A 14,262-nucleotide genomic window follows, 5' to 3' on the forward strand; every position below is an offset into this window, starting at 1 on the left:
CACGCGACGGGCGCTGTTACCGGTCGTCCTTCGGCTGCCGCCACCAGGGCAGCTCGTCCTCGGGGATCTGGTCGGTGACGTCCCACCTCGCCGGGCGGGACGGCTCCGCCGGCTTCGAGGCGGGCGTTCGGGTGTCGGGCGCGACGTCCACGCGGTCCGCCTCGGCGGTCTCGTCCACGTCGTCGCGGCCGGCGACGAACTCCTCGGTGCTCCACGGGAACGCGGGCTGGGCGTCGGTGGGCTCCGGGGCGGGTGCGGGGCGGGACGCGGCTGTCTGGGCTGCGGGCCGCTCGGAGCCGGGCCGCTCCGGCTCGGCGTCGGAGCCGGTCACGCGGTCGCGGAGTGCACCGGCTCGTCCTCGGACCCCCTGGGCCGCACCGGCCAGGCGGTCGCGGAGGCCACCCAGGGCGGCTCGTCCGGCACTGCGGCGCTCCGGCTCGGGCGCGGCGGTCAGGCGGTCGGCGGCCACCGCGTCGGTCTTCGCCCAGTCGGGGAGCTCGACCTCGTGGTCGGTGTCGCCGGCCCGCGGTGCGACGGGCGTCGGTGCGGAGGCGGGCCGTGCGGGTGCGGAGGCGGGCTCGCTGCCGATCGTCGCGCTGCTGACCGGCTCGGTCACGTGCTCGGTCGTCGCGCGGGGCCGTGCAGCGGTCGACCCGTCGTGGGACTCCTCGACCACGAAGCGGTGCACGTCGGTGGTCCGCCCGGCGCCGGCCTGGTCGAGCGCGGCGAGCAGGGACCCCTCGCCGACGTCGACCCCGGCGCGCGCCGTGTGCTGGTCATCGTCGGGTTCCTCGGACTCGGTCCAGCGCTCCCGCGTCCATCCGCGGTCCGGCAGCCGGACCAGGTCGCTGCCCGCAGCGAGGGCGATGATCGCTGGCAGGCCGACCTCGAGTGCGGCGAACCCCCCGACCGCGAGGGCGTTCGGGCCGACGTCGGCCAGGCGGCCGGGGCCGAACGAACCGGAGGACACCCAGGCGATGAGCCCCGTGAGCACCCCGGCCACGAGTCCCGCGACGACACCGCCGAGCGCACGGTGCAGCGCGGAGTCGGCAGCGCCCAGGGTCCGCACCAACCGCGGCCGCATCGAGCCGCCGATCGCGAACCCGGCGATGACCGGCACGAGGATCCAGACGAGCCCGAACGTGTGACCAGAGGTCGGCAGCGCGCCGAAGACCGGCAGCCCGGGGATCGGGCCCAGGGTCGTGGCGATCGGGGACACGCTCGACCCGGTGCCGATGGCGAACCCGGGGCCGATCAGCCACGAGGTGGCCCACCCGACGAAGTCCGGCAGGAACGCGAGCTGTCCGACGGTGAGTGCGACGCCGCCGATGACCCCGGCGTGCGACTGCTCGTACAGGGTGATGACCTCGGCGAAGGACGTGAAGAGGAGCAGGCCGACGAGCAGCGCGGCCACGCCGACGACCACGGCGGTCGCGGCGGTCCCGGCGCGCAGGCCGAACCCGGCGACGGTCCGCCAGACGGCGGGGATGCGGTCGACCAGGTCGATGACCCGCTGGGTGCCGGCGTCGGCGGGCAGGTCACGGCGACGACGGCAGACCTCGGAGGCGGCGAGTGCGGGGATCCCGAACCAGAGCGCCGGCAGCACCACGGCCTGCCAGAGCGTGGGGCGGGTGGCAGCCGAGGTCGACGACAGCGCGACGGCCAGACCGAGGAGCGCGACGACGGCGGTCCCGACCAGCAGCCCGGTGGTGCGGTGCTCGGTCTCCGCGAACCGACGTCCGGCGCGGGCGCCGAGCCAGGCCGTCACGACCGCGAACCCGAGGGCCGCCAGGGTCACGTGGATGGGGTCGGCTGCGCCGCTGACCCCGGTGCTCTTGGCGAGTGCGGACCCGAGCAGGAACGAGACGTCGACGCCGTGCCCGACGAGCCAGACGCTGCCGGTGGCCTTCCAGAACACGTCCCAGTCGACCTGCAGGCCGTACTCGAACCCCCAGAGCAGTGTCAGCGGCACGAGGGCGATCCCGATGCCGACGCCGACCGTCACGACCGCCTCGATCGCGGCGAGCAGAGCGGTTCCCAGGCGGTTCATCGCAGCGAGGATACGTGAGCCGCAGCCGGAACGACGGGAGGCTCGGCGCGGAACCCGCACCGAGCCTCCCGGCTTCGTCCCGGCCGTCTGCCGGGCGCTGATCGCTAGCGAGCGGCGACGACCTCGCGCAGCAGCGCGGCGGTCTCGGACGGCGTCTTGCCGACCTTGACGCCGGCGGCTTCGAGCGCCTGCTTCTTCGCCTCGGCGGTACCGGCCGAACCGGACACGATCGCGCCGGCGTGCCCCATCGTCTTGCCCTCGGGAGCGGTGAAGCCCGCGACGTAGCCGACGACCGGCTTCGTGACGTGCGCCTTGATGAACTCGGCCGCACGCTCTTCGGCGTCGCCACCGATCTCACCGATCATCACGATGGCCTCGGTCTCGGGGTCGGCCTCGAACGCGGCGAGCGCATCGATGTGCGTGGTGCCGATGACCGGGTCGCCGCCGATGCCGATGGCGGTCGAGAAGCCGAGGTCTCGGAGCTCGTACATCATCTGGTAAGTCAGGGTGCCGGACTTCGAGACGAGCCCGATCGGGCCCTTGCCGGTGATCGTCGCCGGGGTGATGCCGACGAGGGACTCCCCCGGGGTGATGATGCCGGGGCAGTTCGGCCCGATGATCCGGGTCGTGCCGCCCTTCGCCTTGGCGTGCGCCCAGAACTCGGCCGAGTCCTGCACGGGGATGCCCTCGGTGATGACGACGACGAGCGGGATCTCGGCGTCGATGGCCTCCATCACCGCGTCCTTCGCGAACGCCGGCGGGACGAAGACGATCGAGACGTCGGCGCCGGTGGTGTCGATGGCCTCGCGCACCGAGCCGAAGACCGGCAGCGACACGTCGCCGTGGGTGACGGTGGTGCCGGCCTTGCGGGCGTTCACGCCGCCGACGACGTTCGTGCCGGCCTTGAGCATCAGGGCGGTGTGCTTCGTGCCCTCGCCACCGGTGATGCCCTGGACGATGACCTTGGAGTCCTTGTTGAGGAAGATCGACATGGTCAGTCCCTTCAGGCCGCTGCGGCGGCGAGTTCGGCGGCCTTCTCGGCCGCATCGTCCATGGTCGCGGCGACGGTGACGAGCGGGTGCGCTGCCTCCGCCAGGATCCGACGACCCTCTTCCACGTTGTTGCCGTCGAGGCGCACGACGAGCGGCTTCGTGGCCGCGTCGCCGAGGATGCCGAGCGCGGCGACGATGCCGTTCGCGACGGCGTCGCAGGCGGTGATGCCCCCGAAGACGTTCACGAACACGCTCTTCACCTGCGGGTCGCCGAGGATGACGTCGAGGCCGTTGGCCATGACCTCGGCCGAGGCGCCGCCGCCGATGTCGAGGAAGTTGGCGGGCTTCACGCCGCCGTGGCGCTCACCGGCGTAGGCGACGACGTCGAGCGTCGACATGACGAGCCCCGCGCCGTTGCCGATGACGCCGACCTGGCCGTCGAGCTTGACGTAGTTCAGCCCGTGGGCCTTCGCCTTGGCCTCGAGCGGGTCCTCGCTGGCGGTGTCCTCGAGGTCCTTGTGGCCCTCGTGGCGGAAGTCGGCGTTCTCGTCGAGCGAGACCTTGCCGTCGAGTGCCAGGATCTGGCCGTCGCCGGTGCGGACGAGGGGGTTCACCTCGACGAGGGTCGCGTCCTCGCCCTTGTAGACGTCGTAGAGCTTGACGAAGACGTCGGCGACGGCGTCCTGCAGCTCCGATGGGAAGTTCGCCTGCCGAGCGATCTCGAGCGCGGCGGCCTTGTCGATGCCCGTCAGCGGGTCGACCTCGACCCGGGCGAGTGCCTCGGGCTTCTCGACGGCGAGCTGCTCGATCTCCATGCCGCCCTCGACGCTGGTGAGCGAGAGGTAGGAGCGGTTGGCCCGGTCGAGCAGCACGGAGAAGTAGAACTCCTCGGCGATGTCGGCACCCTGGGCGACCATGACGCGCTGGACGGTGTGGCCCTTGATGTCGAGGCCGAGGATGGCCTGCGCGTGCTCGAACGCCTCGTCCGGGGTCTTCGCGACCTTCACGCCGCCGGCCTTGCCGCGACCGCCGACCTTCACCTGCGCCTTGACGACGACGACGCCACCGATCTTCTCGGCCGCCGCCTTCGCCTGCTCGGGGGTGTCGGCGATGATCCCCTGCAACACGGGGACGCCGTAGGACTCGAAGAGGTCCCTGGCCTGATACTCGAAAAGATCCACGCTGTTCTTCTTCCCGCACGGTTCGTGCGATCGGCATCGGTTTCCCGGTCGCGCACTCCACATCGAGGGTCGCTCGATGTCGAGACAACGGCCGCCACGCAGCCTAGCGCTGCTCGGTGGACGGCCGGTGCACGGATGCCAGGCCCCGGTCCGCCCCGACGCGCATGAGCCGCTGCGCGCACCGCTGGGACCGGCCCCAAGCTGGCGCTCGGCACTGTGGATCGGTGCAACCCGAACTCCGTACCCGTGCCACCGAGGTCTTCGGCTGGAAGCTCCGCCCCGACCAGGAGTCCGTCATCGACGCCGTGCTCGAACACCGCGACGCCCTGGCGGTCATGCCCACCGGATCGGGGAAGTCCGCGATCTACCAGGTCGCCGGCCTCGGGCTGGAAGGTCTCGTCGTGGTCGTCTCACCGCTCGTGGCGCTGCAGGAGGACCAGGTGGTCGGGCTCGAGCACCATCCCGACGCACCCCGCGCCGTCGCACTGAACGCCACGAAGAAGGCGCGGGACGTCGCCGATGCGTGGGACGCCGTCGCCGCGGGCGAGGTCGGCTACGTGTTCCTCGCCCCCGAACAGCTGGTGAAGGACGACGTGCTCGAGCGCCTCCGCGACGCCGGGGTCGCGCTGGTCGCCGTCGACGAGGCGCACTGCATCTCGTCGTGGGGCCACGACTTCCGACCCGACTACCTGGCGCTCGGCGAGGTCACGGAGCGCCTGGGCCGCCCGCCGGTGCTCGCCCTGACCGCGACGGGCTCCGCTCCGGTGCGGGACGACATCGTCGAGCGGCTCGGCATGCGCGACCCGTTCGTGCTCGCCTCGGGGTTCGACCGTCCCGGCATCCGGCTCGAGGTGGTCCGGCACGCCGAGGACGCCGAGAAGCGTCAGGCCGTGGTCGACCAGGTGGCCGAGCTCGACGGACCCACGGTCGTCTACGTCGCCACCCGCGCCGTGACCACGGAGTACGCCGACGCCCTCGCCGCGCGCGGTCGCCGCGCGCAGCCGTACCACGCCGGCATGCGGGCGGCGGAGCGCGAGGCCGTGCACACGGGGTTCCTGGACGGCGACGTCGACGTGGTGGTCGCGACGAGTGCGTTCGGCATGGGCATCGACAAGCCCGACGTCCGGTACGTCGTGCACGCCGACGTCCCCGAGTCGATCGACGCCTACTACCAGGAGATCGGGCGGGCCGGGCGGGATGCCGAACCGGCCGGCGCCACCCTGCACTACCGCGCCGAGGACTTCGGCCTGCGCACGTTCTTCGCGTCCGGCTCGCCACGACCCGCCTCGGTCCGGGCCGTGTTCGACGCCGTCCCGGCGACCGGCTCGATCGCCCGCTCCGCACTGGTGGAGGCCGCTGGCCTGTCGGCCCGCACCGCCGGTCGAGCACTGAACGCCCTGCTCGACGCCGGCGCCCTGCGCGACGACGTCGACGGTGTCTCCCGGGTGCCGGACGGCCCGCAGGACGCCGACCGTGCTGCCCGTGCCACCGCCGACCGTGCTGCCGAACGGGAACGGGTCGAGGAGTCCCGCATCGCGATGATGCGCCAACTCGCCGAGACGACCGGGTGCCGCCGGCAGTTCCTGCTCGGCTACTTCGGCGACGAGCTGCCGGAGCCGTGCGGCAACTGCGACACCTGCTCGTCCGGCACGGCCCGCGAGGCCTCCGCCCACGTGGCCGACGGTGCGAACGACGACGCGTGGCCGCCGGATGCGCGCGTCGAGCACGCCGAGTGGGGCACGGGCGTGGTGATGAGCACGGAAGAGGACCGCATCACGGTGTTCTTCGAGTCCGCCGGTTACCGCACCCTCGCACTCGCCGACGTCGAAGAACGCGACCTGCTCGAACGCGTCTGAACGAAGCGGGGAAGGCGCGGTCGCTCGACCACCCGTCGGCGACCGCGCTCCACTCCCCCGAGCATCGGCGATGCTGCCGTGGCGGTGTGACCGGAAGGTGACGCCCGGGTGAACACGACACGAAACCGGACGGTCGCCAAGCGCCGGCGGGTAGGCAGGAAGCCCGCAACGGAAAGGAACCACCATGAGCGACCCCGGCATCAGCCCCGTCGACGACTTCGAGTCCCAGCAGCGTCGCGACGACGACATCGACCGTGAGCACGTCGGCCCGTACGAGGTGGACGAGGCCGAGGAGTCCCTCGAGACGGTGACGAACGACGCGGTCGCCGGTGAGACGGTGGAGCCGCAGCCCGGTGACGGCTCCGACGACGGTCCGACCGGCGGCTCCCCGCGCGAGGGCTCGCCCGACCTGTGGGAGCACGAGAACGAGCAGGACGAGGACCGCGCCGACCTCGGCAACGACCTCGGCACGAAGCCGCTCTGAGCGCTGACCTGATCAGGCTCCCCCGGAACACGGCTCGGTAGCATCGGGCCGTGTTCCGACGAGTCCGCTCCAGCGTCCGCAGCATGCCCTCGGCAGCGCGGCTGCTGGCGGTCGCGGCGATGCTGCTGGTCGCCGCCGCGGCACACCTCGCCGCCCGCTCGGAGCCCGGTGACCGCTGGGTCCCGCTCCTCGTCGTCGGCGTCGTCGGTGCGGTCGTCACCGGATCACCGACCCGCCTCTGGCCGCTCCCCGCGATCTGGCTCGTCGCGACGCTCCTCGCCCTGACCGGTGACGCGCCCGTCGACGCCTCGTCCGCACTGGTCGCCCTGGTCGTCGGCGCGGTCGCGCTCCTGGCGGCGATCGCCGTGGACCTCCGGCCCGTCCTGCGGGCGCGACGCCGACGCGGTGCGGCGTGACCACCCCACGGCCTGGAGGCGCGACACACGACCCGCACCGTGCCTCCCGTCCGCCTGCTGGTCGCGTGCACGACCGTCACCTGCGTCGGTTCCTCGCCGACAGCACGCCCGTGGCCGCGGGCGGCCGCGCCATCCTGCTGCAGATCGCCGACCCGGTCGTCGCGGCCGGTGTCCGGCGGCACTCGGACTTCGCCCGGCGACCCCAGCAGCGGCTCGCCCACACCCTGATGTTCGTCTACGCCGTCGTCATCGGCACCGAGACCGACTCGGCGACCGCAGCGGGCTTCGTCAACCGTGGGCACCGGCCCGTCGCCGGCGCCGACGACGTCGACCGGCAGCTCTGGGTGGCCGCGACCCTGTTCGACTCCGCGCGGAGGGCGCACGACCTGTTCGGCACACGCGTCCCCGCGGCCCGAGCCGAGCAGGTCCTCGCCGCCTACGCCCCGATCGCCACCGCGCTGCGGGTGCCGCCGGAGCGTTGGCCGACCTCGGTGGCGGCGTTCGACCGGTACTGGCAGCAGACGCTGGAGGGGCTCGAGGTCACCGACGACGCCCGCGGGGTCGTCCGCGACCTGCTGCACCCGCGGTTCGCGCCGCTGTGGGTGCGGGCGGCGATGCCCCTCGTCCGCATCGTGACCGTGGGGATGCTGCCGGAACTGGTGCGCACGGCGTACGGCTTCGCGTGGGGGCCGCGGGAGGAACGGCGCTTCCGGCGCACAGTCCGTGTGGTGGCCGGGGTGCGGGCGCTCGTGCCGAGGGTGCTGCTGCGACTGCCGGGTCCGCTGCTGCTGCGGGCGATGCGGCGGACCGCGGAGCGGTACGCGACGGCTGGTGCTGGTGCTGGTGCTGGTCAGCCTGCGAGTACCCGCACGGCGTAGTCCCCCACCATCACGACGTCACCGGGCCGGGCGATGACCTGTGCGCCGCCCACGCTGGGTTCCTGCGCACCGGATGCGCGGACGACCACCGTGCCGTTCGAGGAGCCGAGGTCCTCGACCACCAGGCCGCCGTCCCCGGTCGGCCGCATCGCGGCGTGCTCGCGCGACACCGACTTCCCCGGGTCGTCGAGCAGCACGGCTCGTCGCCCCGGCGCGGTCGGGACGCGCCGTCCCACGACGACCGGCTGGTCGAGCGGCACGACGGTGCCCGGCGCGATCTCGAGCACGAGTCGCGGCACGACGCCGATCGTCGGCAGCGGCTGCTCCGTCCGGACGACGGCGTCCGGCTCGTCGTCCGACACCGGAGCCGCGGGCAGCACCCAGGCGCGGGACAGGTACCCGGCCTGCCGGTCGCGCTCGACGTCGGCACGCGTGACCGCCGGGCGCTTCGGAGTGTCGTCGTCCTTCCGGCGTCGAGCCACCGTGTACCCCTCGTTCTGGTGATTGTTCAGAAGTGATGCGAGATGCAACGCGATCAAGTATGGTCGAACCGCGCCGGGGGTCGCCCGGTACTTCACATACGCATCGGGAGGGCATGCGCCATGGCCAATGTCAACGTCACCTACGACGATCTTCGCAACCAGGCTTCGCAGCTTCGCAACGGCCAGAAGGCCATCGAAGACCAGCTGAGCCAGCTCAAGAGCCAGATCGACAACCTCGTCTCGTCGGGGTACGTCACCGACAAGTCCTCGAAGGCCTTCGACTCGACGTACTCGGAGTTCAACTCCGGCGCGACGCAGACGATCCAGGCCATCGACGGCATGGCCGGGTTCCTCGAGAGCGCGGCGAACACCCTCGAGTCGACCGACGAGCAGCTCGCGTCCAGCATCGGCTGAGACCGGCTCGGAACGGTGGTGGCCGGCGTCTTCGGATGCCGGCCACCGCTCTCGCTGCTCCGGCAGCACACACTTCGAACGACGACTTGACCAACGGGGGGACCGTGGGCGGCACACTCAAACTCGATCTCGACATGATCGGCGGCCTGGCAGCTGATCTCTCGAGGCTGCACGGCGACTTCGAACACGTCGCCTCGACTGCTGCTGACTACAAGTCCGGGGTCGGCTCGTCGACCATCGTCAGTGCGATCGACGAGTTCGCCAGCAACTGGGACATCCGCCGGGGGCGACTCCAGGAGTCGATCAAGGCGGTCGCCGAGATGGCTGAGAGCGCACACGACGGTTTCACGCAGACCGAGGTCGAACTCGCCAACAAGATCCTCGGGAAGGACAGCTGATGGCACGTCCCACCGACTGGAGCGCCGTCGACCTGCCGATCGACCCGGTGCCCGGCGATCCCGCGGAGATCCGCCAGTCCGCATCGGGCGCTCGTTCGATCGAACGGGCGATCTCCGAGCAGGTCAACCGCCTCAATTCCCTCAAGGACGGCGAGGGTTGGGAGAGCGAGTCGGGTACCAAGTTCCGCGACTCGGCCGGTGACCTCGCTGGCGCCATCGAGAAGGCGAAGGGGCGTTACACCCAGCTCGCCGCGGCGCTCGACGACTGGGCGAACGGGCTCGAGGGCATCCAGCGCGAGGCCGACGCGGCCCTGGTGCAGGCGCAGGACGCGCGGGATGCGCACCGCGCGGCGGCGAACCAGACGATCACCGCCGCGGCCGACAGCCCGGACCACCAGGACCAGGTCGACGCGCAGGACCGCGCGCTGAGTGCGGCGCAGGGCGACATCGACGCGGCGAAGGCGATCATCCACCGGATCGCTGGCCCGTCCGGGCTGGCAGGCGAGTACGGGGACCTCTCCGACCGTGTTGCGAGCCGTATCCGGGACGGTGCGGACGACGGGATGAAGGACGGCTGGTTCGACCACGTGAAGCAGGCGATCCACGATGCCAAGGGGGTGCTCGAGGCGATCAAGAGTGTCCTGAACGTCGTCGCCATCGCCCTTCTCGTCGTCGCGATGTTCATCCCGGGCGTCAACGTCCTCATCGCCATCGCCTGGGCAGGCGTTGCGATCGCCACCGCGGTCTTCCTGATCACCGCCGCGCAGGCAGCTGCCGGTGACGCAACGACGGAGGACGTGCTCTGGGCAGCCGTGGGAGTCGCCGCATCGGCCGTGGGCGTCGGTGCCGTCAAGGCTGCCGGACAGTTCCTGCGTCCGCTGACGACCTCGACGATCCGATCCGGTGTGCGGACCGCCGGGAACTTCGCTCGTGGTGCTGGCCTGGCAGAAGGACCAGCAATGGCCGCCAAGTCCGCAGAACTCACGGCGAAGGTCGCCAAGATCGAGGGCTTCGTCGGCGTGAAGATCTTCGACGGGATCTTCTTGAACGGCGCACTTGCACCCACACTGATCCGCACGTTGGCCAAGGGCGGCCCCATCGCCCAGCAAGCACTTCCCCAGATCCTCCGGCCCGCCCTCATCGCCTCGGTGCTGGGCCTCAAGCCGACACTCGATGGTTTCCAGCAGCTCTGGGACGACAGCGGAAACCTCGTCCACGGGACGTACTGGCGTGAGGCGACGAAGGTGGAGATCGGATCCCTGTGACCCAGTACCGGATCCAGCTGCCGGATGGCTGGTGGCGAGTCCGCCTGACCTCGGATCCCGAGCGCGAAGCAGGCAGGCTGGTCGATCGAACGAACCCGCCGTCCCGCAGCGGGGACGATCCCGACACAGTGTTGGCGCGCCGCAAGGTGAAGGCCGAGCTCGCCTCGTCGTTCCGAGCAGCTGCGGACGTCGGGGGCGTGGACCTGTACTCGTTCGAAGGTGTCGTGGAGGGCGAACGGCTGCCGATGACCTTCGGAATCTCGGTCCTGTACCTCGGGCCCACGCTTGCTGCGATGCCCCTTGAGACGGTTGCAGAAGGCCTCTTCGGTGACCGCGATCACCAGGTCGTGCGTTTCCCTGCCGGTTTGATGATCCGATCGCTCGAGGTCACCACTGCACCGGCCCGTGATCGGGTCCCGCAAGATGACGTGCTCTCAGACCCGCCTCTCTCCGCGAGCACGCGAGCGATGGTCGCCGACCTGGAACGAATCGTCGCGCATCAGGGCGACGTGTTGGTCGAGCGGACGGTCGTGGATTACGTCACACCGATACCCGACGAACCAGGAACATTCGTTCTGGCGTCCCTCAGTGCCCCCGGACCGCATCGCATTGCCGAGCGCGTTGCGCACTTCGATCTCCTCATGGCCGGTTTCGGGTGGACCACGTGACGCTGCTCCTGGTGCCCGAGACCGGCTCGATGGTGCGGCTGCCCATCGATTCAGCTCGTCTCGCAGTTGCGGACGACGCGAGCCCCCAAACGGTCCGTGACGACCTCCGCGCGCTCGGCAGTCTCTTGCACGCCATGGGCCAGGATGCGGCGTGGGCGCTGCTCGACCCGGACGACGAGGAGATCGCGTCGTGGATCGCAGTCTCCATCGAACGCCTCGACGGCCGCACACCAGGGCAGGTACGGCTCGGTCACCGCGAGGACGCAGCGTGGGACCGGCTCGAAGCGGTTCGCGAGACGGAAATCGGCCCGGCACTCAAGATCTCGGAACGCGTCCCGGTACCACTGCCGACAGCAGATGACGAGGATGCAAGGATCGTCAGCGTGAACATCACGTGGTCCTGGGTGCTCGACGACGCGAAGCTCTTGGTCCTCCGGTCCAACACGACGTCCCTGGATCACGCCGCTTGGGTCGAAGCGCAGGTCGATCTGATCGCCGAGGGAGTTCGTCATTCAGAATGAAGCCCCGCGCTCACCGTTGCTGGTTCGCGCAGCGACTGTGAGCGATCGATGGTGGGCACGCCATCAGTTCGTCGGCTTGACGGTGCAGGACCGACTCGTGACGGCGGTCGAGAGAACCGGTGCGACCGAAATGTTGACGGGGCCGATCCTTGCCGCACGGTGGACACCTTGGGACGCCCTCCCTCCCTCGAAGGGCCGACCGATCTCCGCGGCTGGGGTGGTCATCCTCTCTGATGCCGATCGCGATCACCTCTTTCCCATCGACGATTGGTGGATGTCACCCACGCCGCCATCGACCGGTGAGACCGCGCTTCGCTCGAGTGGCTTCAGCACACTCGTCGAAGAACTCGACGTCCCACTGATCAGCGCGGAGGAGAGCGAGACGCCGCCACCGCTTCGCGATCCGCTCCTCCATGTCCCGCAATCAAGGCGAATCGACCTCATCGCTCGGCGGCTCGGTTTGGCCACAGCACTGCTGTTGGCAGGTACCGTCCTGCTCGGACCGTTGCTCCTCGTCGTCGTCGGACGGGCGCTGGGGTGGGAGCCCGAGTTCTGGGTGTGGGTCTGCTGCGGCGCGTCCGCCGTAGGCACGGTGTTCACACTCGTCGTGTGTACTGGCCGTGTGCGGACGGCACCCGAAACCACGGGGTCGGTCGTCCGGCCAGTCGCCGGTCCGAAGTGGTTCCGGCGTCGTGCAACGTTGTGGCTGAGCGATCGCGGCGCACTCCAGGTCGATGCAGGACGTGGAGTAGCGCTCCTCCTCGCGGCTCCCGGATCGACGCTCTCCCCTTCCGCCGTCGTCCGCGCGCGCAGAACAGGCGGTTCCAGACCTCGACTGCTCGTGCTCGACGCCGAGGACGTGGTCCGTGCCGAGCTGCCTCTTTCGCTGTGGCCCGAGGAGCCCGTCACCGCGTTGCTCGTCCAAGCAGGTACCGTCATCGAACAGGGACGTGATCGGCGCTCTGCTCGGACGGGGCGCATGGACCCCCTGTCGCGCATCGAGGAACCCGGATTGTCGTTGGTCGCTCCGACCTCGCTCGGTGTGCTCCCGTTGCTCTCACCGCTTCGCATCGCCGTCCTCCAGCTGATGGTCGCAGCGGTGGCCGCGAGTGAACTCGGGGGGTTCGCTCAGGCCGCCACCGCGACGGCCCTGTTCTCTTCCTCCGTGTGCATCATGCTCATCACGGCCGCGGTGGAACTCGGCTCCCGGCTGCCGCAGGTCGAGGCGCCATCACCGGCGTCAGCCCAGACGATCCTGCGCCTGGTCATCTGGCACCTCGCGGCAGCAGCCGTCGCTGCGTTCTTCCTGATGACGGGGGACTGGGGCACCGGCGGATACGCGATCCTGGTCGGCCTCGCCGGAGCGCCCTTCGTCTGGGTGCTCTACCGCCACAGAGCGGTCGGCGAGCGTCGCGGGATCCTCCCGTTCTCTCGCTGGTTGCGAGCGGGGTGTCCTCGTTGACAGGCAAAGGATCGGAGAGCTGATGGGAATCGTGTTCGACCATGTGGACGCGTGGACAAAACTGCGCGAGGGTGATGCGCGTGCCGTGGCGACCACGGCAGCCGACCTGGCGGTCCTGTCGGCTGAGAAGCGACCTTCACGGCGTGCGCTGTCCGCGCTGGTGGACGACCTGACACAGGTCGCGGTCGCCCGGGACGAGCTCGGCGCACACGACACGTTCGTGCTCACGAGCAATGCACCGGTCGTGCAGTTGCTCGCCTACTCCTTCATCACCTACGACTCCGCACCGCACGCCCTCGAGGAGACCCTCGAGGCGGCTCTCGCGCAGCACCCCGGCATGGCAGGCGATCACGAGATGACCATGACCAACACCGCTCATGGAGACGCCCATCGCATCGTCACGCGCTTCCGCGGTGTGGAGCGTCGTTGGGCTCGCGGGGCCGGCTCGACCCAGGTGCAGTGGGTACGCCCCATCACCGACTCACCTCGAGACGTCACGATCACCCTCTCGACCGTGATCCCTCGGTCGATCGACGAACCGCTCGTCCTGCCCCTGGTGGACGACTTCGCCCTCAGCATCGTGACGACTCAGGACGAGAGCTGATCGTTGAAGTGGCCAAGCTCCGTCGCACGGTCGAGCGGCTCGTCGACAGAAGCTGACGAGTCGTTCGCCGCGCCCTTGGTCGACCAGTTCGCCCTCGGGCTGGTGCTCACTCCAGATGCCGAGTGAGAACGACCACGACAACTACCACGACCACGACCACCGACCCGCGAAGGAAGCGATGACACGACGACTCCCCCGCACACCCGGACGCCGCTGGGCCGCATTCGCCCGCGACACGGTGATCGTGCTGGTCATCGGTGTCGGCGTCTCCCTCCTCCCAGGTGGCAAGTACGACACGGGTCCCTGGGACGGACCGACCGCGTGGCTCATCCGGTACGTCGTGTGGGCATTCGCGTTGGTCGTCGGCGTCGTCATTGGGAGTCGTCACCTGAAGGCATCCCGTCCATCGAGGGGCGGACGATGACGACGCCCGCTGGCGGCGGCGCACCGCCCGCGCACGTGCAGCGCATGACCTGGCCGTTCGTGTCCGACGCATCCACGGCGCGACGTGACCGATGGGGGCTGCACTGAGCCCGCGTCGAGGTGAACCGACCCGCTCCCCCACACCGCACCTCCAGGCCGAGCGCCCAT

At 70.5% G+C, this 14,262-nt stretch carries 15 protein-coding genes; 11 read left to right on the forward strand and 4 right to left on the reverse strand.

What is annotated here, in order from left to right:
• Positions 1–16: 16 nt before the first annotated feature.
• The 3 genes from DEJ20_RS16505 to sucC all read right to left on the reverse strand — a co-directional run bounded on the left by DEJ20_RS16505 (position 17) and on the right by sucC (position 4,223).
• Positions 17–2,050, reverse strand: coding sequence for a cell division protein PerM (locus DEJ20_RS16505; protein ID WP_181431464.1), 2,034 nt, complete (start codon positions 2,048–2,050; stop codon positions 17–19).
• Positions 2,051–2,154: 104 nt separating this feature from the next.
• Positions 2,155–3,042: a succinate--CoA ligase subunit alpha gene (gene sucD, locus DEJ20_RS16510; RefSeq protein WP_071404667.1), complete on the reverse strand. Its 888-nt coding sequence runs from the start codon at positions 3,040–3,042 to the stop codon at positions 2,155–2,157.
• Between the two features lie 11 nt (positions 3,043–3,053).
• Positions 3,054–4,223, reverse strand: a complete 1,170-nt coding sequence (sucC, locus tag DEJ20_RS16515; RefSeq protein WP_111024796.1) for an ADP-forming succinate--CoA ligase subunit beta — start codon at positions 4,221–4,223, stop codon at positions 3,054–3,056.
• Between the two features lie 224 nt (positions 4,224–4,447).
• Here sucC and DEJ20_RS16520 point away from each other — a divergent pair, with 224 nt between their 5' ends.
• The 4 genes from DEJ20_RS16520 (at position 4,448) to DEJ20_RS16535 (ending at position 7,857) form a co-directional block, all read left to right on the forward strand.
• Positions 4,448–6,079, forward strand: a complete 1,632-nt coding sequence (locus DEJ20_RS16520) for a RecQ family ATP-dependent DNA helicase (RefSeq protein WP_111234681.1) — start codon at positions 4,448–4,450, stop codon at positions 6,077–6,079.
• A 184-nt stretch (positions 6,080–6,263) separates the two neighbouring features.
• On the forward strand, positions 6,264–6,563 hold the full coding sequence (locus DEJ20_RS16525; protein ID WP_035809242.1) for a hypothetical protein: 300 nt from the start codon (positions 6,264–6,266) through the stop codon (positions 6,561–6,563).
• A gap of 50 nt (positions 6,564–6,613) precedes the next feature.
• Positions 6,614–6,979 (forward strand): hypothetical protein, encoded by a 366-nt coding sequence (locus DEJ20_RS16530; protein WP_146245361.1) that lies wholly within the window; start codon positions 6,614–6,616, stop codon positions 6,977–6,979.
• Positions 6,980–7,044: 65 nt separating this feature from the next.
• On the forward strand, positions 7,045–7,857 hold the full coding sequence (locus DEJ20_RS16535; RefSeq protein WP_181431463.1) for an oxygenase MpaB family protein: 813 nt from the start codon (positions 7,045–7,047) through the stop codon (positions 7,855–7,857).
• On the opposite strand, the gene DEJ20_RS16540 is transcribed toward DEJ20_RS16535, so the two are convergent.
• A complete protein-coding gene (locus tag DEJ20_RS16540) occupies positions 7,830–8,339 on the reverse strand; it encodes an FHA domain-containing protein (RefSeq protein WP_181431462.1) in 510 nt (169 codons plus the stop codon). The two genes, DEJ20_RS16535 and DEJ20_RS16540, sit on opposite strands and share 28 nt — an antisense overlap.
• 120 nt (positions 8,340–8,459) lie before the next feature.
• On the opposite strand from DEJ20_RS16540, the gene DEJ20_RS16545 reads away from it, so the two are divergent.
• From DEJ20_RS16545 to DEJ20_RS16575, 7 genes are all read left to right on the forward strand, one after another.
• Positions 8,460–8,753, forward strand: coding sequence for a WXG100 family type VII secretion target (locus DEJ20_RS16545; RefSeq protein ID WP_111089241.1), 294 nt, complete (start codon positions 8,460–8,462; stop codon positions 8,751–8,753).
• Positions 8,754–8,857: 104 nt separating this feature from the next.
• Positions 8,858–9,151: a DUF6317 family protein gene (locus DEJ20_RS16550; protein ID WP_111089240.1), complete on the forward strand. Its 294-nt coding sequence runs from the start codon at positions 8,858–8,860 to the stop codon at positions 9,149–9,151.
• Positions 9,151–10,416 (forward strand): WXG100 family type VII secretion target, encoded by a 1,266-nt coding sequence (locus tag DEJ20_RS16555; protein ID WP_111234678.1) that lies wholly within the window; start codon positions 9,151–9,153, stop codon positions 10,414–10,416. Before DEJ20_RS16550 ends, DEJ20_RS16555 begins: the two co-directional genes overlap by 1 nt.
• On the forward strand, positions 10,413–11,084 hold the full coding sequence (locus DEJ20_RS16560) for a hypothetical protein (RefSeq protein ID WP_111234677.1): 672 nt from the start codon (positions 10,413–10,415) through the stop codon (positions 11,082–11,084). The genes DEJ20_RS16555 and DEJ20_RS16560 overlap by 4 nt, the downstream gene beginning before the upstream one ends.
• Positions 11,081–11,605 carry a hypothetical protein gene (locus tag DEJ20_RS16565; protein ID WP_146245360.1) on the forward strand — a complete coding sequence of 175 codons (525 nt, stop codon included), beginning with the start codon at positions 11,081–11,083 and terminating at the stop codon, positions 11,603–11,605. The genes DEJ20_RS16560 and DEJ20_RS16565 overlap by 4 nt, the downstream gene beginning before the upstream one ends.
• A gap of 217 nt (positions 11,606–11,822) precedes the next feature.
• Positions 11,823–13,067 (forward strand): hypothetical protein, encoded by a 1,245-nt coding sequence (locus tag DEJ20_RS16570; RefSeq protein WP_146245359.1) that lies wholly within the window; start codon positions 11,823–11,825, stop codon positions 13,065–13,067.
• Between the two features lie 22 nt (positions 13,068–13,089).
• The gene (locus DEJ20_RS16575; protein ID WP_111234674.1) at positions 13,090–13,671 is read left to right on the forward strand and encodes a hypothetical protein; all 582 of its coding nucleotides are present in this window, start codon (positions 13,090–13,092) and stop codon (positions 13,669–13,671) included.
• The last annotated feature ends 591 nt before the right edge of the window (positions 13,672–14,262 follow it).

Source organism: Curtobacterium sp. MCSS17_005, from assembly GCF_003234225.2.
Lineage (GTDB): Bacteria > Actinomycetota > Actinomycetes > Actinomycetales > Microbacteriaceae > Curtobacterium > Curtobacterium flaccumfaciens.